Annotated in this window: 16 protein-coding genes; 4 read left to right on the top strand and 12 right to left on the bottom strand. The window is 59.1% G+C overall.

Translation table 11 applies throughout. The features are described 5' to 3' along the window. Positions 1–2 precede the first annotated feature (2 nt). Positions 3–419 (bottom strand): VOC family protein, encoded by a 417-nt coding sequence (locus K3754_RS12035; RefSeq protein WP_259937595.1) that lies wholly within the window; start codon positions 417–419, stop codon positions 3–5. Between the two features lie 86 nt (positions 420–505). After that, positions 506–1,252: an IclR family transcriptional regulator C-terminal domain-containing protein gene (locus K3754_RS12030; RefSeq protein WP_259937593.1), complete on the bottom strand. Its 747-nt coding sequence runs from the start codon at positions 1,250–1,252 to the stop codon at positions 506–508. Between the two features lie 84 nt (positions 1,253–1,336). On the opposite strand from K3754_RS12030, the gene K3754_RS12025 reads away from it, so the two are divergent. The 4 genes from K3754_RS12025 to K3754_RS12010 are packed head-to-tail and all read left to right on the top strand — an operon-like array spanning position 1,337 to position 4,787. Further along, positions 1,337–1,732 carry a Rieske 2Fe-2S domain-containing protein gene (locus tag K3754_RS12025; protein WP_259937592.1) on the top strand — a complete coding sequence of 132 codons (396 nt, stop codon included), beginning with the start codon at positions 1,337–1,339 and terminating at the stop codon, positions 1,730–1,732. Further along, positions 1,729–2,955, top strand: coding sequence for an aromatic ring-hydroxylating dioxygenase subunit alpha (locus K3754_RS12020; protein ID WP_259937591.1), 1,227 nt, complete (start codon positions 1,729–1,731; stop codon positions 2,953–2,955). Before K3754_RS12025 ends, K3754_RS12020 begins: the two co-directional genes overlap by 4 nt. Before the next feature lie 6 nt (positions 2,956–2,961). Beyond that, on the top strand, positions 2,962–4,365 hold the full coding sequence (locus K3754_RS12015) for a glutamine synthetase family protein (protein ID WP_259937590.1): 1,404 nt from the start codon (positions 2,962–2,964) through the stop codon (positions 4,363–4,365). Beyond that, positions 4,365–4,787, top strand: a complete 423-nt coding sequence (locus tag K3754_RS12010; RefSeq protein ID WP_259937588.1) for a hypothetical protein — start codon at positions 4,365–4,367, stop codon at positions 4,785–4,787. Before K3754_RS12015 ends, K3754_RS12010 begins: the two co-directional genes overlap by 1 nt. Before the next feature lie 41 nt (positions 4,788–4,828). Here the strand turns inward: K3754_RS12010 and K3754_RS12005 are convergent, their stop codons facing one another. The 10 genes from K3754_RS12005 to K3754_RS11960 all read right to left on the bottom strand — a co-directional run bounded on the left by K3754_RS12005 (position 4,829) and on the right by K3754_RS11960 (position 18,364). After that, positions 4,829–8,932: an FG-GAP-like repeat-containing protein gene (locus K3754_RS12005; protein WP_259937587.1), complete on the bottom strand. Its 4,104-nt coding sequence runs from the start codon at positions 8,930–8,932 to the stop codon at positions 4,829–4,831. A 279-nt stretch (positions 8,933–9,211) separates the two neighbouring features. Beyond that, a complete protein-coding gene (locus K3754_RS12000; protein WP_259937586.1) occupies positions 9,212–9,826 on the bottom strand; it encodes an AAA family ATPase in 615 nt (204 codons plus the stop codon). Then, entirely contained in the window at positions 9,823–10,758 is a 936-nt protein-coding gene (locus K3754_RS11995) for a carbohydrate kinase (RefSeq protein WP_203210847.1), read from the bottom strand. The genes K3754_RS12000 and K3754_RS11995 overlap by 4 nt, the downstream gene beginning before the upstream one ends. 3 nt (positions 10,759–10,761) lie before the next feature. After that, a complete protein-coding gene (locus tag K3754_RS11990; protein ID WP_259937584.1) occupies positions 10,762–12,258 on the bottom strand; it encodes a mannitol dehydrogenase family protein in 1,497 nt (498 codons plus the stop codon). After that, entirely contained in the window at positions 12,258–13,031 is a 774-nt protein-coding gene (locus K3754_RS11985; protein ID WP_259937583.1) for an L-iditol 2-dehydrogenase, read from the bottom strand. Before K3754_RS11985 ends, K3754_RS11990 begins: the two co-directional genes overlap by 1 nt. Continuing rightward, complete coding sequence (locus K3754_RS11980) at positions 13,028–14,032, bottom strand: ABC transporter ATP-binding protein (RefSeq protein WP_259937582.1); 1,005 nt, start codon at positions 14,030–14,032, stop codon at positions 13,028–13,030. The genes K3754_RS11985 and K3754_RS11980 overlap by 4 nt, the downstream gene beginning before the upstream one ends. Positions 14,033–14,049: 17 nt before the next feature. After that, the gene (locus K3754_RS11975) at positions 14,050–14,880 is read right to left on the bottom strand and encodes a carbohydrate ABC transporter permease (protein WP_025048451.1); all 831 of its coding nucleotides are present in this window, start codon (positions 14,878–14,880) and stop codon (positions 14,050–14,052) included. Positions 14,881–14,946: 66 nt separating this feature from the next. Then, a complete protein-coding gene (locus K3754_RS11970; RefSeq protein WP_203239444.1) occupies positions 14,947–15,813 on the bottom strand; it encodes a carbohydrate ABC transporter permease in 867 nt (288 codons plus the stop codon). 119 nt (positions 15,814–15,932) lie between these two features. Next, positions 15,933–17,234, bottom strand: coding sequence for a sugar ABC transporter substrate-binding protein (locus K3754_RS11965; protein ID WP_203210852.1), 1,302 nt, complete (start codon positions 17,232–17,234; stop codon positions 15,933–15,935). 98 nt (positions 17,235–17,332) lie between these two features. Continuing rightward, positions 17,333–18,364: a LacI family DNA-binding transcriptional regulator gene (locus K3754_RS11960; protein WP_203210853.1), complete on the bottom strand. Its 1,032-nt coding sequence runs from the start codon at positions 18,362–18,364 to the stop codon at positions 17,333–17,335. Between the last annotated feature and the right edge of the window lie 303 nt (positions 18,365–18,667).

The following is an 18,667-nucleotide window of genomic DNA, read 5'->3' as shown; positions in this document are numbered from 1 at the left end:
ACCTAATCGTCCCGGCCGGGCTCATTGGGGTTGCTGGAAAACAATGCGATCTTGTTGCCTTGCGGGTCACGCAAGTAACAGACGTAAAAACGCGGCCCATAAGATGCACGAAACCCCGGCTGCCCTTCGTCCTGCCCGCCAGCGGCGAGGGCGGCGGCGTGCAATTGGCGCACCTGGCTTTGGCTGCCGGCCTCGAAGGCAACCATCGCGCCGTTTCCGGCTGTGGCCGGTTGCCCGTTAAAGGTCGGTTTGACGTAAAAATCCGGCAGGACCGGAGACTGCCCCGGTGCCACCGGCAGTGCAAAGCTGAGCCCCTCCGCACCCTCTGCCAGGCCGTAACCAAGCGCTGGCAAAAACGCAGAGTAGAACCGTTTCGCAAGTGCGATATCATCCGCACCAACAGTAACGTAGGCAATCATAGCGGGCTGTTCCTTTCCGTGGCTTTCCGCCGGGTCATTTGGTTTCTGCCTGATTGCGGGCCAACGTGCAATCGGGCATGGCGGTGTTACCTGCGCAGGCTCATCGCCGCCTTGCGCAGAATATCGAGGACGTGATCAAGCTGGCTTTGCCGGTCAAGGTAATTGACCGATGCAGTGGTCGCCAAGACCGCCTGCGTTTGTGAAATGCCGTGAACCGGAACTGCCACCCCGGCGGCGCCCATCTCGAACTCGTTGGCGGCAAAGGCAAAGCCCTGGGTGGCGGCCTTGTGAATTTCGGCCTCAAGGGCAGGGCGGTCCAGTGTCGTCTGTTCGGTAAACCGCACCATCCCGCAATCGTTGATGATCTGTTCCCGCTCTGGCCCAGAGCAACCGGCCAGCAGCATGCGCCCGACCGCCGTGGGTAACAGCGGCAGTGTGCTGCCGACCGACAGGCCCAGAGACAGGCGCGCCGAAGGCACGGCGGATCGCGCCACATAGATGGCCCGTGTGCCATCGCGCACCGCAAGTGCAATCTCTCCGTCCAGTTCTCTGGCAAATTGATCCAGTGTTGGCTGCACGGACTTGCCTATGTATTCTGCCTTGAGATAACCGCCCGCGATGGCCAGCACCCTGGGTGTCAGCCGCAAAGCCTTTTCGTGTTTGTAAAGGTAGCCACTGCTTTGCAATGTCAGGCACAGGCGGCGGGCTGTGGCCCGATCAAAGCCGGTCAGCCGTGCAATGTCGGCCATGGTCAGATCATTCCGCCCGCCCTCAAAGCAGCTCAGAACGGCAAGGCCTTTGGCAAATGTTGATGCGGTGTCACGCGTGGTCATGTTGACGGGGGTCCAATTGTTAGGCTACGTTCATATTACGCATTTAAGTTCATATATCGCACAAATGAAGAGGGTTCAACTATCATGACAACCTCCCCGATCACTGCGGACAATCGCGCTGAGGGTCATTGGAAGGTCATCGCGCAATCCGCGACGCTGGATGCGGGCCGTCCACTTTTGCCGATCACCCTTGGCAGTGATCGTTATGTCCTCTTTCGTGATGAGGAAGGCGGCTTGGGGTTGATTGGCAGGAACTGCCCGCACCGGGGGGCAGATCTGTGCTTTGGCCGGCTTGAAGACAACGGGTTGCGCTGCCCCTTTCATGGCTGGCACTTTGACCGGACCGGCCAATGCGTGGAACAACCTGCCGAACCGGAAGGGTCCAAAATGTACACCCAGATCAAAGTGCCGATGGTGCCGGTAAAAGAGGAAAACGGTGTCATCTCGGCATGGTGCGAAACACAGGGGGACAACACATGATCAGCCAGGCCTTGAACGACCAGATCACGCGCATTGGTCCAAACACCGATGCAGGCAACGTGCTGCGCCACTATTGGCAGCCTGCCGCGCTAAGCGACGAGTTGGGGGGCGATTTTCCCGTTGCGGTCAATCTGCTGGGTGAACGTCTGGCCCTTGTTCGCGCCGATAGCGGCACACTGAACCTGAGAACACGCATCGCACCGGAGGGAGAGCCACCGGCCTATTGTCCCGCACCGCAAGAGATCATCCTTGATCCAAACGGACCGAGCTATCCCGTCCATGAGATCAAAGGGGCGGTCTTTGCCTATATGGGGCCTGGCGATCCGCCAAAGTTCCCGAGCTTTGATTGTTTCCGCGCACCGGACAGCCATGTTTTTGCGTTCAAAGGCCTGTGGCGCTGCAACTGGCTTCAGGCATTGGAGATCGGTATTGATCCGGCCCATGCCTCGTTCCTGCACAGGTTCCTGGAGGACGAAGATCCAAGCGACAGCTATGGCAAACAATTCCGCGACAAGGCGGCCCATACCGACATGCCCATGACGCAGGTGCTGCGCGAATACCCACGGCCAGAGATCAAGGTGGACGAGACCGACTATGGCCTCAAGATCACCGCGCTGCGCCATATGGACAACGACCTGACCCATGTCCGCGTGACCAACCAGATTTTTCCCGAGGCGATCTGCATTCCGATGTCGCGCGAGATGACGATCACCCAGTGGCATGTGCCGATCGACGATGAAAACTGCTATTGGTTCACGATATTCACCAGCTTCAAAAACCCCGTGAACAAGGAACTGATGCGAGAGCAGCGGCTCAAGGAGCACAGCTTGCCCGATTACGCGCCACTGAAGAACCGCGACAACAACTATCACTACGATCCGGCCGAACAGGAGACCCTGACCTATACAGGCATGGGGCTGGACATTAACGTGCATGATCAATGGGCGGTTGAAGGGATGGGCGCAATTCAGGACCGGAGACAAGAGCATCTGGGCCGCAGTGATGTGGCGATCATCCGTTATCGGCGGATGTTGCGAAAGGCGATTGCAGATCTCGCGGCGGAGCGGCCTGAGGATTTGCCGATGCAAGGCCGGGCGGATGTAACGGGGATTCTTGGCCCACTGTCAAACGACGCCATCGCGCCGACCGCCAACTGGCAAAGCGCAAGCCATGCGGCAGATATTGCACGGCGCGCAGAATGCCCTTGGGACGCATCGGTTTAAGTATTTATGAACACCCGCGCAGAACTCATTTCGCATGTCCTTGAAACCGTTGCGCAACAGGGTGTTGAGACCCTGCGCATCTGTTTTGTCGATCAACACGGTATCTTGCGCGGCAAGACCATCGTCGCCGGCGCTTTGGAAACCGCCTTTGAAAAGGGCATCGGCATTCCCTCTACGCTGCTGCTCAAAGACACGTCCAACAGCACCGTCTTCCCGGTCTGGACCGAAGGGGCGCAGGTCGCGGATCTGCCCTTGGCAGGCGCGGGTGATGTGTTGATCCGACCGGACCCGGCGCGGTTTTTCATCCTGCCATGGTCGCCCCATTCAGCGATTTTGCTTTGCGATGTTCTGGACCGAAGCGGCGCCGAGGTGCCCTTCGCCTGCGGCGCAGTACTGGCCAAGGCGGCGGCGGATCTGGACGCTGCGGGCTATCAGGCGGTCTTTGGGCTTGAGGTCGAGTTTCAGGTTTTTCAGTTGCGCGATGCCGCGCTGGGACATGCGCAAGCCACCATGCCCCCCGCGCCCGTGCAGACATCCAACCTGACCCAAGGCCATCAGTACCTCAGCGAAACCCGCTATTCCGAGGCGCAGGATCTTTTGGATGATCTGCGCCGCAACGCCGATGCCATGGGGCTTGAGCCGCGTTCGATGGAAATCGAAATGGGACCAAGCCAGTTCGAGTTCACCTTTGCCCCGTCAGACCCGCAGACCCAAGCGGACCGGTTTGTGCTGTTTCGCACAATGGTCAAGGAGGTCTGCCAGACGCGGGGGCTCCATGCCACATTCATGGCCAAACCCAACCTGCCCAATGCGGCGGCGAACGGCTGGCACATCCATCAGTCCCTGATTGCAAACGACACGGGCCAGAACGTATTTGTGCCAAAGGCAGATGGCGGGCTGACGCCGCAAGCCGATGGCTGGATCGCGGGTTTGTTGGCACATGCCACTGCGTCCTGCTTGCTGACGAACCCGACGGTGAACAGCTACAAAAGGTTCACGCCTTTCCAACTGGCCCCAAACCGCATTCAATGGGGCTGGGACAATCGCGGCGCGATGGTGCGGGCGTTGATGTATCCCGGTGACACCGCGTCGCGCATTGAAAACCGTGTGGCCGACACCACCGCAAATCCGCATTTCGCCTTTGCCGCGCAAATTTATGCGGGGCTGGCCGGTCTGCGATCCCAAACACCTGCGCCGCCTGCCACGGAATCCCCTTACGGCGAAGCCGCAGACCGGTTGCCGCAAAGCCTGCTGGCGGCGATTGAAGCCTTTGACGGATCAGGCCACATCCGGCAAAGTTTTGGTGCGGAATTCACATCCTACCTGGCCACACTCAAACGCGCTGAATGGGATCGGTACCTGATGACCGTTTCGGAGTGGGAACAGCAAGAATACTTTGGCTTGTTCTGATGATGGACGCTGTTGTGCGATCGCAAGCGCCGGGTCGTTTTGACGATTTCATCGATGGCTATTTCCCGCTGGAAATTTCCATTCTTCACCTGATGCAGCGGCGCGGGTTGTCTCATGCGCGGCTGACGCTCAGCCATGCCCCTATCATGCATATCCCGGATCTGCACCCCGATGCGCCGGTCCCGTTGAACATCACCGCCGGGCGGGCAGGGATGATTGATCAGATGGTGTTGGCGGTACATGCGGCGGGCCGGATATGCCGCCTGCAGGGCCACGCGTCTTGGCGGTGGCTGGATGGCTCAGAGACGGGCCGAACCTTTGATCCGCTCACGCGGCTGGCCGAACCGGCCTATTTGCAAGGCGAAGCCATAACCGCCGCCGACGTACCGCCCATTGAGGGCGCGGCCATTCTGCGGGCGTAGCGGCACGCTGGCGCGGCGCGCAATCGGCCAACCGCCCCAGCCTAGAAGCCCAGCAACGGGTCTTCCATTTCATCGGGATCATCCGGCGGAATCAGGCTGTCATCGGCACTTTCCGGCAGGGCGAGCGCCGCCATGATCTCTTCGCCTGTCATCTCTTCTGGTCCCGTTGCCAAGGCAGGGGCATCTTGCCAGAAGCTATCGGTTTGCGTGACCACAAGTTGCAGCGCATCGCGGCCGATCTCATCGCCCGCCTCGTCAAACTCCACCACCGACACGTCATAGATGTGGTCGCCGTTGGTGTCCCACAGTTGATCATATGACGGGGTGAACCAGCTTTTGTTGCTGATCTCGCCGGTGTCATTGTCCACATCGAAATGGCCCGCGTCCGGCCCTTCGAGGGCAAAGCGCAAGACAGCCTCATCCGTGCCGCCGCCGGTATCGCCACCAGTGTCACCGCCTGTGCCGCCATCGGGATCGATGTCATCGCCAGTGCCCGGTTCATCGCCCGGATCGGTGTCGCTGCCATCGCCCGCAGGCGCATCGCCAACCTGCCAGAACGTGTCTGTCGGGGTCACAACCAGTTCAAAATGGCTGACGCTGATCTCTTCGCCGTTTGCGTCCAGGCCAAGCACGGAAACCTCGTAGATGTGATCGCCATTGGTATCCCAAACCTGATCGTAGTTTGGCGTGAACCAATCCTTGTTGGTAACTTCGCCGGTGTCCGGATCAAGGTCGAAATGTCCTGCATCCGTGCCGGCCAAAACGTATGTTTCGCCTGCGCCGGTGCCGCCATCCAACGGATCGCCGCCACTGCCGCCATCGACGGTGTCATCGCCATTGCCGCCATCGACGGTGTCATCGCCATTGCCGCCATCGACGGTGTCATCGCCATTGCCCCCATCGACGGTGTCATCGCCATTGCCGCCATCGACGGTGTCATCACCATTGCCATCATCGACCGTGTCGTCACCACCCGACAGATCAATCGCATCGCGCCAGATCGCCTCTGTTGGGGTCACCACCAATTGCAGATCGCTGCGGCCAATTTCGGTTCCGGTGGCATCATGTTCCACGACTGAGGCTTCATAGATGTGATCGCCATTGGTGTCCCAAACCTGCGCGTAGTTCGGTGTGAACCAATCCTTGTTGCTGACCTCGCCTGTGACGGTATCAATGTCAAAATGGCCTGCGTCCGGCCCGTCCAGTGAATAGTAGGGACCATCGCCCGTACCGCCATCGACGGTATCATCTCCATTGCCGCCATTGACGGTGTCATCACCATTGCCGCCATCGACAGTGTCATCGCCGCTGCCATCATCAACGGTGTCTTCAACGACCTCGGGCAATACCAGATCACCGGCGAGACCAAAATCACCGGCGCTCAGCGGCGCATCGGACAGAACAGTGACTGTCAAAACACCGTCGGTCACGGGCAGGGTTATGGTCATTTCGCCATTCACCCAAGACAGGGCCGTTGAAAGGTCTTCTACCCTATCAAAACCTGCAATCTCGGAGAGGTCGATCTGGTCTGCCGCGCCATTGGCGCCAAAATCGGTGATGCGCACGCTGCCGGGAAGGTCTTGCAAAAAGAACACGTCATCGCCATCGCCGCCGGTCACAATATCGCTGCCGCCACCTGCATACAGCAGATCATCGCCAGCGCCGCTGTTGATCTGGTCATTGCCCGCGCCGCCCAGCAAGGTGTCATTGCCAACGCCGGAGTTCATCAGATCGTTGCCATTGCCGCCCTCGGCATAAAAGCCGGACCCGGCGCTGCCGCCGTCGAGAATGTCATTGCCATCATCCAGGAAAATCCGGTCAGAGCCTTCAGGCGTGCCGATAAACACCAGATCATTGCCGTCGCCGCCGTGGATTTCGTCATCAAGCTGGCTGCCTGCAATCAGGTCATCGCCTGCGCCGCCATATATCGTGTCGGTGCCGCGCCCGCCGATCAATGTGTCATTTCCGTCATTGCCATAGACGATATCGTCTTCGTCGCGGGCAAAAACGTGATCGTTGCCGGCACCGGCGGTGATCACGTCGTCGCCATAAAGCCCCTCGATCTGGTCATCGCCATCACCGCCGTTGATCGTATCGGCCCCATGACCTCCGCGCAGCGTATCTGCGCCATCGCCGCCATCGATCAGATCGTCGCCCGTATCCCCTTCGACGGAATCGTCACCGCCAAGGGCAAGGATCGTGTCATCGCCGGTGGTGCCAACCAGAGTGTCGTCCCCTTCGGTGCCTTGGCCTGCGTCAGGCTCTTCCTCCGGCGGGTTGCTGTCGGAAACATAGGCTGCCGTATCAAAATCCTGCACCAGCGGCGCGCCATCAACCTGTTCAAATCCGGTGCCTGTAGAAAGGGCGACCTGCACCCCCTCTGCGCCAAAGCCGACCAGATCTGCCAGGCCATCGCCATTCACATCACCGACGCTGCGTGCGTCATCCGCATTGGTCCAGCCATCGGATGTGCCCATGAGCGTGGTCCAGAGCGTTGCCTCGTTAAACCCGGTGCCGGTTGCGGTTGCGACATAGACACCATCCGCACCGAATGACACGATATCGGCCCGCCCATCGCCATCAACATCTGCAACTGTGCGGGTGTGATCCGCTGCGTTCCAGTCACTGCCCGCCGCAGCCTCATCCAGCCAAAGCTCGGTCTCGTCAAAGCCATTGCCGTTGGAGGTGGCGACCGATACGCCATCACTGCCAAATCCGACAATATCGGCCAGCCCGTCACCGTTCACATCATCCAGCACCCGCACATGGGCATCCATGCGCCAGCCGTCGTTATAGCCAAAATCGGTTGACCATCCTTGGCCCGCCTCAAATTCCGTTCCGTTGGACAAGGCCACGGTCACGCGGTTCTCGCCAAAGGCCACCACATCGGCCAGCCCGTCGCCGTCCACATCCGCAACCTCACGCTCATGTCGGCTGCTGTCCCATCCGGCGTCGCTGTCAAAGCCGTTTGACCACAGCTCGATGGCGTCGAAATTGGTTCCATCGGACAACGCCACAATGACGTTGCTGCCGCCAAAGCCGACAATGTCAGCCATGCCGTCGCCGTTCACATCGGCGATGGTGCGGTCATGGGTATCGATGCGCCAGCCACCTGCGTTCTGGGTAAAGTCATTGATCGCCGAGGTTGCAGCCTCAAACTGGGTGCCGTCCGACTGGGCGATGTCGACGCTGCTGTCGCCAAAACCAACGATATCGGCCAGACCGTCACCGTTCACATCAGCCAATGTGCGGATGTGTTCGCCATTGTCCCAGCCGCCTGCGCCACTGGCAAATTGATCCGTCCAGTTTTCGGGATGAGCATGGGGATCTGGCAGGTTGCCGACCTCATAGCTGGCTTCGGTCCATGCGCGGTAGGTGTCTGAAATGATCGGATTGCCCTCCGCGTCCGTGCCATTGGCGACATGCGGGTCATGGGCAGCGTATTCGTAAAAGGTATCAAGGTTTTGCGCCGCATCTTCATCCGACAGGTTCGCGCCCAGATCGGCAGTGGCATATTCGACATAGGAAATCAGCTCATGATCGCTGCTGTAGAATTGCTGTGCCTCATAGGCAAATTGCGAGGAATTCACATGGTCCGAATGGTTGCCGCCCGCATGTTCGGAGCTGTGATCCTGAATGAGAATGGCATCCGGCTGATGATGTTCCATGATCCCGAGCAGAAGACCGGAGACATCATCCGCAGACAGGGTATTGGCCCCATCCACACTGTCAATCAAGGCAATATCGCCATCCCAGAGCTGTTCAAGGCTTTGCTGGTCCGTGCTGGCATAGCCGGACCCGTTTGGATTGCCATCGGGCAGCCGCAGGAAATAGAGCCGGATGTCAGGGTCGCTTTCCAAATAGGAGGCGCGGACTTCAAAATCATCGGTGCCGTTGTGAAAGGTTGTGAGAGTGTCGACCCAATCATCCGCGCCCGCCATATGGCCATAGGCCGCCTTCGCACCCATTTCGCGCCCTTCCCAATAGGCGGCGTCCTGACCGGCATCACCGGCTGTCAGGTAGACTGTCGTATGCCCACCACCCGCAGAAATACTGTGCTGAATATCGGGGTTCTGAAACAGCAGATCGTCATCAATATGAGCGACAATGGATAGTGTTGCGCCCGCCGCGTTTGAAAGAGGCATCGGGTGGTCTCACAGTTCTATTTGGTCCTAAACAAGGCAGAGAATGCCCGTAAAAATGGCCACCTGGCAACGCCTGAGAACAGCGCTATATTGAATTAAATACACTTAAAACAATGCGTTAGTTTGAGGTTTGTAAAAGTGCCCTCCGCCAAACAAGGGCTAAATAAGGCGGACGCCATGCGCCCTTGGGGAACAATGATCAGAGATATTCGCAATTGTTTCGATTCAATCACCGGATGAATCCGCAAATGGGCCGAATCAATCGCCGTAAATGCGTCCTTAAGCCGATTTTAGGCGGATATCGGGAACAATCGATTGCGTCATGACCGTTTGAGCATTGGGCAGATCATTTGATGCGGCGCGATCTAGCGCCTGTTGCGGGGGCAGGTCATGGTCTGTCCAGCGGCGCACCAGCCGCCTGCGCAATTCATCTGGCGGAACATCCAAAAGCACCGTCAGATCCCACATTTCGTGCATCTCGCGCCAACCGGGCGTGTCCAACAACAGATAATTGCCTTCCACAAGGATGATATCGGCTGTGGCCGGGATCAACGCGCCATCTGGCACCACGGCATCGGCACCGCGGTTAAAAACCGGCACCGACACCGCGCCGCCACGCGCGACCTTTTGCAACACCCGCAGCATTGCGCCTGTGTCAAAGGTGTCTGGCGCCCCCTTCCGGTGCAGGCGGCCGCGCGCCGAAAGGGTGTCATTGTCCTGATGAAACCCATCCATCGGAACGATCGCACTGCCCGGTATCCGCTTGGCCAGTTCCGCAACGATGGTGGATTTGCCTGACCCCGGCGCACCGGCGATTGCGATCATGCGGCGTGTCCTGCCATCACTGAGCGCCGCGATTTGGCCTGCCAGTTGCGTGACATGCGGCTGGGTCATTCCGAAAGATCCAGTTCCGATGCCCAAGGCGGATTTGCACCGGCCCGCGAGACCGTCACAGCCGCCGCCCGTGCGCCCAACGTGAGGGCCGGGCGCAATTGTGGAACCTGTGCTGCAGCCAGGCTGGCCTTGTTCAACAGGCCCAAACGGTCCAGACCCAGCATCAAACCGGCGTTAAAGGTATCGCCCGCACCAACGGTGTCGACCACTTGCGCGGATAATGCCGGGCTGTCCAACTGGGCGGTGCGGCTCACCACAGTAGCGCCCTTGTCGCCTTTGGTTACCACGACAAACTGCGGTCCGGCCTCGCACAACCGGCGGGCGCGATCCGTGAGCGATCCGCCACCTTGGTCGATCCAGTCCAGATCTTCGTCGGACACCTTGACGATATCGCTTTTTGCGATCATTCGCGCCAGCCGCGCACGAAAGGCCGGTTCATCTGTGATGAACCCCGGACGTATATTGGGATCAAGCACAATGGTGTTGCGGCCTGCCGCCTGCGCCATCAGCGCCTCATAGGCGGTGGCCGCAGGTTCCGCGACCAAGCTGATCCCGCCAAAATACAGGGCGGTGAGATCGTCCGGCAGGGCGGGCATGTCCGCCGCTGCAAATGCGGAACCGGCAGAGTTCTCATCATAGAAGGAATAAACCGCCTTGCCCTCTGTCAGGTGCACAATCGCCAAAGTGGTCAGTCGATCCGAGCGGATCAGGTGATCCGTCTTGACGTTATTGGCCCGCAGCGAGGCAACCAACATCTCACCAAATCCGTCAGTGGACACCCCGCTGAGCAGTGCTGCATCCGCGCCAAGGCGGCCCAGTGCGATAGCGGTGTTAAAGATCGCGCCGCCCGTATGCGGGGCGTAGGCCATGCCGCCCGATGCGGTGGGTGTCGGGATCATGTCGATCAGGGCTTCGCCGCAACACAGTATCATCGCTCAAAGGTCCAGATATTGGGTCAAGGTTGCCTTAACACCGTCTGAATGCAGCAGCTTCATCCAGCCGGAGAAGGCTGCTGCAAAAGCCGTGGCTGACGACAGATCACCATAGATCTGCCTTTGCGCCAACCAAAGGTCCGGTTCGACAGCCGCCTGCTTGGCCAGCTCGGTCAGCGCCTGCCAATTGGGATCATTGGCTTCAATCGATGTCCCATCCTCGCGGGTTCCAAGGCAATACCGCGCCCAGATGGCCGAAACCAGTGCCAGACCGGACACCGGCGTGCCTGCGGCCAGACCGTCGCGTGCCGATGGCAGAATAAACCCCGGCTGGCGGCTTGACCCGTCATAGGCCACCCGTCGCGTGGTGTCGCGGATCTCGGGATTGGCAAAGCGGCGCTCGATCAGATCGAGATAGGCGAGGGGGCTCATGCCGGGCACATCAGCCACATGGGGCGCGATCTCTTGCTGAATGATCTTGCGCAGGGTTTGACGGATCAGCGAATGATCCATCGTCTGGGCGATGGTTTCGATGCCCAGCAGATCTCCTGCGGCGGCGATGATCTGATGCCCACCATTAAGAATGCGCAGCTTCATCGCTTCAAACTGGTGTACGTCGTCGCAAAAGGTCGCGCCGGCCTCTTCGAGTGGCGGACGCCCGGCGCAGAAATCATCCTCGATCACCCATTGGCGAAAGTTCTCATGGGTCACTGGCGCGGCATCGTCTATGCCAAAACGGTTGGCCAGCGCCCGTTCGGCTGTGCCGGTGGCCGGAACGATGCAATCGACCATAGAATTAGGGAAACTGCACTCTGCCGCGATCCAGTCTGCCAGCGCCGGATCGGACATCTGCGCCAGGGACAGCACCGTCTGGCGCAGCACATCGCCGTTGCTTTGCAGATTGTCGCAGCTCATCACCGTGAAGGGGCCGGTCCCTTGGACGCGGCGCAGGCCAAGCGCGGCGATGATCGCGCCAAAGGCGGTGCGCGGGCTGCCGGGATGGGCGGCGTCATGTGTGATGTCGGCATGGCCCGCGTCGAAGCCGCCAGACGCCGGATCGACATAATAGCCCCCCTCGGTCACGGTGAGCGACACAATGCGGATTTCCGGATCGGCCATCTGTGCGATCAACGGCGCGTTGTCCGCGGCCACAGGCAGAAACTCTATCATCGCGCCCGACACTTCTGCGGACATGCCCGCGGGGTCCAGTTCAATCAACGTGGTCAGGCAATCCTGCCCCAACAGGCGGCTGCGCTGGGCGCTGTCGGCCGCCCGCACACCTGCGCCGATGATGGCCCAATCCTGCGCTTTGCCCATTTGCATCAACCGATGCAGATACCACGCCTGATGGGCGCGGTGGAAATTGCCCAGACCGATATGCACAATCCCTGCGGTGAGGGCTTGGCGGTTGTAGGTTGGTCGCGCAACGCCGCCGGGCAGCACGCTGAGGGTCTGATCGCTCAGCCGGACCAGACCATTGCCGTTTGCACCATCTGCCATCAGCTCATCCATTGACCGCCATCGACGTTGTAGCATTGCGCCACCACGTACTCCGCCTCGTCACTGGCCAAAAAGACCGCCATACCTGTCAAATCCTCTGCGCGGCCCATCCGGCCGTATGGCACGCTTGCCGCGACCTCTTGTTTCTTCTGGCCCGGTGCCTTGCCCTCGTATTTGGCAAAGAACGCATCGACCCCGTCCCAATGTTCGCCGTCCACCACACCGGGAGCGATGGCATTGACGTTGATGCCGTGTTTGATCAGATCGAGCCCTGCCGACTGCGTCAGACTGATCACCGCAGCCTTGGTTGCGCAGTAGATTGCGACCAATGGCTCTCCGCGGCGACCGGCCTGACTGGCCATGTTGATGATCCGGCCCTTGGTGCCACATTCGATCATGTGGCGGGCCACGGCCTGTAGCGTAAACAGCGTGCCACCCACGTTGATGTCGAAAACCCGCGCATAATCGGCGCGGTCAATTTCGACTACGGGTGCTGCGGTAAAGAGCGCGGCGTTGTTGATCAGAATGTCGATCTGCCCAAAGTCATCGGTGACCTGTGCCACGGCGCTTTCGATGCTGGCCTGATCGGTCACATCCATCTGTACCGCAAGCGCCGCATCGCCCAATGCGGTGGCGGCGGTCTGGGCGCGGTCAATGTCGATGTCCGCAATGGCCACACGCGCCCCTTCAGCCACGTAAGCCTTGGCAAGGGCCAGACCGATCCCGCGTGCCGCACCCGTGATCAGGGCGTTCTTACCGGCCAGCCGTGTCATGCGATGCGCAACCCCTGCGCGTCAAAGCGGTGCATCACATCTTCGCGCGGGGTCAGATGTACGGTATCCCCATGGCGAAACCCGACCTCGCCGCCCGCACGCACCGTGATGGTTTCGGCCAGACCCGTGTCATGGATATGAAAGAACGTGTCAGAGCCCAAATGTTCGGACACGCCCACAACACCTTTCCAAGCACCTTCCTTGTCGGAGACCATGATATGTTCGGGGCGAATACCGATGGTTGTGGCATCACGCTTGGCTGCCTCCGGTCCGCTGATCAGGTTCATGGTGGGCGAGCCGATAAAGCCTGCCACAAAGAGGTTGCGGGGATTGTGATACAGCTCAAGCGGGCTGCCGACCTGTTCGATATGGCCCGCCCGCAGCACCACGATCTTGTCCGCCATGGTCATCGCTTCGACCTGATCGTGGGTCACGTAGACCATCGTGGTGGCAAGTTTTTTGTGCAGCTCGGAGATTTCCATGCGCATCCCGACCCGAAGGGCCGCGTCAAGGTTGGACAAAGGCTCATCAAACAGAAACGCCGAAGGTTCGCGCACAATGGCGCGGCCGATGGCAACACGCTGACGCTGACCGCCGGACAACTGGCCGGGCTTGCGATCCAGATAATCGGCGAGGTTCAGAACCGCTGCCGCCTGTTCGACGCGGCGGTCCTGTTCGGCCTTGTCCAGCTTGGCCATGCGCAGCGGAAAGGCGATGTTCTTGCGCACCGACATATGTGGGTAAAGCGCATAGGACTGAAACACCATCGCAAGACCGCGCTTGGACGGCGGCACGTTGGTGGCATCGGTGCCGTCAATCCGGATCTGCCCCGAGGTGATATCCTCAAGGCCTGCGATCAGTCGCAGCAAGGTGGATTTGCCGCAACCGGACGGGCCGACAAAAACGGTAAACTCGCCGTCTTCGATGGTCAGGTCCAAGGGTGGAATAACTTCGACATCGCCAAAGCTTTTCGTGACTTTGTCCAGTGTGATACGTCCCATAATCTTTGGTTCCTGTCTTATTTCACGGCGCCGAAGGTCAGACCGCGCACCAGTTGTTTTTGGCTAAACCAGCCCAGAACAAGGATGGGTGCGATCGCCATTGTCGATGCGGCGGAGAGTTTGGCGTAGAAGAGCCCTTCAGGGCTGGAGTAGCTGGCGATAAACGCGGTCAGCGGTGCGGCCTTCGCGGCGGTCAGGTTGAGTGTCCAGAACGCCTCGTTCCAGGCCAGAATGAAGTTCAGCAGCAAGGTTGACGCAATGCCGGGGATGGCCATGGGCGTCAGCACATAGAGGATCTCTTCGCGCAGGGTGGCACCGTCCATGCGGGCCGCCTCAAGGATCTCGCCCGGAATTTCGCGGAAATAGGTGTAAAGCATCCAGACGATGATCGGCAGGTTGATCAGCATCAGAACGATCACCAGACCCAGACGGCTGTCGAGCAGGCCAAACTGGATGAAGATCAGGTAGATCGGATACAAAACCCCAACCGCCGGCAACATCTTGGTGGAAAGCATCCACAGCAGAATATCCTTGGTCCGCTTGGAGGGCACAAAGGCCATCGACCACGCGGCGGGAATGGCGATCATGACGCCCAGAATGGTGGAACCGCCCGCGATGAACACAGAGTTCCACAAGAACCGCATATAGTTGGAGCGTTCCTGCACCACCGTGTAATTCTCAAGCGTCCAGTCAAAGAACAGGAACAGCGGCGGGTCGTTGATCGCCTGCGCCTCGGTTTTGAAGCTGGTCAGGATGGTCCAGAGGATCGGAAAGAAGATCAGCAAACCAACGGCCCAAGCCACTGCAGTGTTGATTGCCTTGCGTTGTGAGGTGACAGAGCGGGCCATCAGACAGTCCTTTGGTTGAAAAAGCTGTGGGGCGAGGTGCCGTAACGAGCGGGGGTGCGGTGTGGATCAAGCATCGAGATTCTTCCCCACAATCCGCATCAAGAAGATAGCGACGATATTGGCCAGGATGATTGCATAGACGCCGCCTGCCGATCCCAGTCCAACGTTCTGGCTTTCCAGCACCCGCTGGAAGATCAGGTAGGTCAGGGTTTTTGATCCGAAGGCACCGCCGGTGGTCACAAAAATCTCGGCGAATATCGACAGAAGGAAAATCGTCTGGATCAGCACGACAATGGTGATTGCACGCGCCAGATGCGGCAGGATGATGAACCAGAACCGCTTGAGATGCGGTGCGCCGTCCATTTCGGCGGCTTCCAACTGTTCACTGTCCAGCGATTGAATCGCGGTGAGCAGGATCAGCGTCGCGAAAGGCAGCCATTGCCAGCTGACGATCAGGACGATCGAGGGCAGGGAGGCCTGCGACAGCCACGAGACCGGATCGGCCCCGAAAAATTTCCAAAGATGCGCAAACAGACCGTTGGTGGGGTCCATAAAGATGTTCTTCCACACCAGCGCAGATACAGTGGGCATCACGAAGAACGGTGCAATCACGAGGATACGGACAACGCCTTGCCCCCACATCGGCTGGTCCAGCAACATCGCCAGCAACACGCCAAGGCAAACGGTGATCACCAGAACAGAACCCACGATGATGAGGGTGGCCTGTACACTGGGCCAAAAGGCGCTGGAACTGACGAAACGGGTGTAATTGTCAAACCCGGCCCATCCCAGATCACCGCCGCGCAGGGGCAGGTATTTGCGGAACGAGAACCAAAGCGTCATGGTCAGGGGCACCAACATCCAGCCCAAAAGCAGGATCACAGCAGGGGCCATCATTACGCGGGCGGCGGATCTGGATGCTTTGGTGGCCATTTTGGATACACCTTCCTCGGGGGCGGACTTGCCGCCAGAATAAGATCAGAGTGAATGAAAAGGTCGTCTGGGTGAAGGGCGGCGACCGGGCCGCCGCCCTTACGGGGTGTCAGCGCGGCTTATTTATAGCCAGCCGCTTCCATGGCGTCGTTGGTCAAGGCCTGGGCCTTGGCCAGCGCTTCTTCGACGGTCTGCTGACCGGCATAGGCCGCTGAGAACTCCTGGCTCACGTCTGTTGCGATGCCTGCAAACTCCGGGATCGCCGCGAACTGCACACCCACATATGGGCTTGGCTCAACGGTGGAGTTGTTAGGATCGGCTGACAGGATAGAATCCAGCGTCATCTGCGCGAAAGGCACGGCCTGGTAGTTGGGGTTTTCATACAGTGAAGTACGTGCGCCCGGAGGAACGTTGGCCCAGCCTTCTTTGCCTGCGACCAGTTCGATGTAGTCTTTGCTGGTGGCCCATTCGATGAACTGCAGTGCGGCGTCCTGCTTCTGAGTGCCGGCAGGAATGGCCAGTGCCCAAGCCCAGAGCCAGTTGGAGCGTTTGCCCAGACCGTTGTCCGGTGCCAGCGCAAAGCCGACGTGATCTGCAACGGTGGAATCCTTGCCCGTCACGAAAGAGGCCGCGACCGTGGCGTCGATCCACATGCCGCATTTGCCCTGATTGAACAGCGACAGGTTCTCGTTGAAGCCGTTGGTTGCATAACCGGCGGGGCCGGAGGCATCCATCATGTTCTTGAAGAAGTTGAGCGTGTCTGCCCATGGCTGCGTGTCGAACTGGGCGTTCCAGTCCATGTCGAACCAGCGTGCGCCAAAGGAATTGGACATCGCGGTGATGAACGCCCCACCTTCACCCCAACCGGCCTTGCCGCGCAGGCAGATGCCGTTGATGTCATTGTCGCGGTCGGTCATCGCGGCTGCGGCCTCGGCGATAAAGTCCCATGTAGGGGCTTTTGGCATTTCCAAGCCAGCCGCTTCCATCAGGTCGGTGCGATACATGATCATGGAACTTTCGCCATAGAACGGTGCCGCATACAGCGTGCCATCATGGCTCAGACCGCCGGCCATCGCTGGCAGGATGTCATCGACGTCGTATTCTTCAGACAGATTGTCCAGTGGCACCAGCCAGCCGTTTGCGCCCCAGATCGGCGTTTCGTACATGCCGATTGTCATGATGTCGAAGGAACCACCCTTGGTGGTGATATCGGTTGTCACACGCTGGCGCAGCACGTTTTCTTCCAGCGTAACCCACTCTACCTCGTGGCCGGTTTTGGCGGTGAAGTCATCGGTCAGACCCTGCATGCGGATCATGTCGCCGTTATTCACTGTTGCGATGGTGATGGTGTCGGCGAATGCGCCACCGGCGGTGATCAAAGTGACCGCAGTTGCCGCACGAAATGCGTTTCTCAAAGACATCCGAATCCTCCCTAAGCTGGATGTTATATGGCCGCAGACTAAGCGAGAGAGGCGACGGGCGTCAATCAAAAATTTACGCGCGTAAATTTTATGATGATTTATGCCGACGCCCTCAGCACCAGTTGTGCGGCGCATAGGGTATCGGTGCGTTCGGCAAACCGCTCTCCGGTTTCGATCAGCTTCAAGAGACGCTCAACGCTGCCCTTGGCCACGCCGTCGTAATCGTGCCCGGCCGTGGTGAGGGAGGGGCAGGTGAAACGCGAGAACGGGTGATCATCATGCGAGGCCACGCGCAGCGCACAGCCGGAGCCGCGCCCGACCCGCAGGCCTTTTTCATAGCAGGCCGAAAGAAAGCCGATCGCCAAACGATCATTGCTGCACAGGATCGTGCTGCTGGGCAGGCTGTTGTCCTCCAGCACCCGCAGCCCGCCTTGCTTGCCAATTTCTTCGAAATGCCAGCCGGTGCCTTCGACACGGATCACATGCGGCTCATGCCCGCGTGCTTCCATGTTCTGGATAAAGGCGGCCCTGCGCTTGTTCGCGTTGGGGTTGGCCGGATTGCGCATCTCGAAGAAACAGGGCGGTTCACCTGTTCTGCAAAGATAATCAACGGTCTGGGAGACAAAGCTCGCGTTGTCAGATCCAACAAAAGCCTCTCCCAGACCGTCAAGATTGCTGTCGAACAGAACAGTGAACACCTCATTGCAAAAGGCCTCGATAATGCTGCGGTCCGAGGCGCGCCCAAGCGGGGCCAGCAGCACGCCTGCGGGTTTGAGAAGGCGCAGGTTATCAAGGATTTGCCGTTCGAGATCAGGATCACCGTGAGAACTGAACAGCGTCGGGGAATAGCCAGCATCAATGCAGCGGGTTTCGATGTTTCGGGCGATCTCAGCAAAAAACGGATCGGCCAGATAGGGCACCACGATACCGATGTTCTTGGTCAACTTGCGGTTCTGGTTCATCGCATAGATGTTTGGCCGGTAGTCATGGGCCTCAAGCGCCTCCTCGATCCGCTGGCGGGTGCTGGCCCGAACGCTGTTGGGGTCGTGAAAATACTTGGACACCGTTGGTCGGGACAGCCCGCTGATCTGGGCAAACTCTTCCATATTCTTGATCTTGGTGTCGGACATTGCGGCGCCCCCTCATTTGTGGTCAGTCGCATGTTAGGTGATAAAGTTTTACATTGTTATCAAAAAATTTACTCGCGATATGTTTTTCTTTCTGAAAGGGATGAAAGCCCCGTTTTTCAACACGAAACGCGGCCCGGACTTTGCAAATGGCAAGTTTTGGGTGAGCGAGCAAAGCTGCAACGCCTTGACAGTGCCTGTTTGAAATGCAGCCCCGCCTGAGCGTTGATGCAATCAAGCGATAGGCGGAGCCGCCTGCAAAGTTAAACGTTCCGTTAAGCTATGCTCGCGGCACGGTCCGTTCTT

This window comes from Sulfitobacter sp. M368 (assembly GCF_025141875.1).
Classification (GTDB): domain Bacteria; phylum Pseudomonadota; class Alphaproteobacteria; order Rhodobacterales; family Rhodobacteraceae; genus Sulfitobacter; species Sulfitobacter mediterraneus_A.
The sequence above is the reverse complement of the archived record's forward strand: the minus strand, read 5'-3'. Positions and strand labels throughout refer to the sequence as shown.